Annotated in this window: 1 pseudogene; it reads left to right on the top strand. The window is 50.4% G+C overall.

The features are described from left to right. A pseudogene (gene tynA / locus SB753_RS39140) lies at window positions 1-256 on the top strand (primary-amine oxidase); the annotation flags it as partial.

Raw genomic sequence — 256 nt, 5'->3', positions numbered from 1 at the left:
GCTAACTGCGGACGAAATTAAACAGGCCGTTGAAATTGTTAAAGCTTCCGCGGACTTCAAACCCAATACCCGTTTTACTGAGATCTCCCTGCTACCGCCAGATAAAGAAGCTGTCTGGGCGTTTGCGCTGGAAAACAAACCGGTTGACCAGCCGCGCAAAGCCGACGTCATTATGCTCGACGGCAAACATATCATCGAAGCGGTGGTGGATCTGCAAAACAACAAACTGCTCTCCTGGCAACCCATTAAAGACGCC

It is taken from the genome of Paraburkholderia sp. SIMBA_053 (assembly GCF_046534895.1).
GTDB lineage: Bacteria > Pseudomonadota > Gammaproteobacteria > Burkholderiales > Burkholderiaceae > Paraburkholderia > Paraburkholderia caledonica.
The sequence above is the reverse complement of the archived record's forward strand: the minus strand, read 5'-3'. Positions and strand labels throughout refer to the sequence as shown.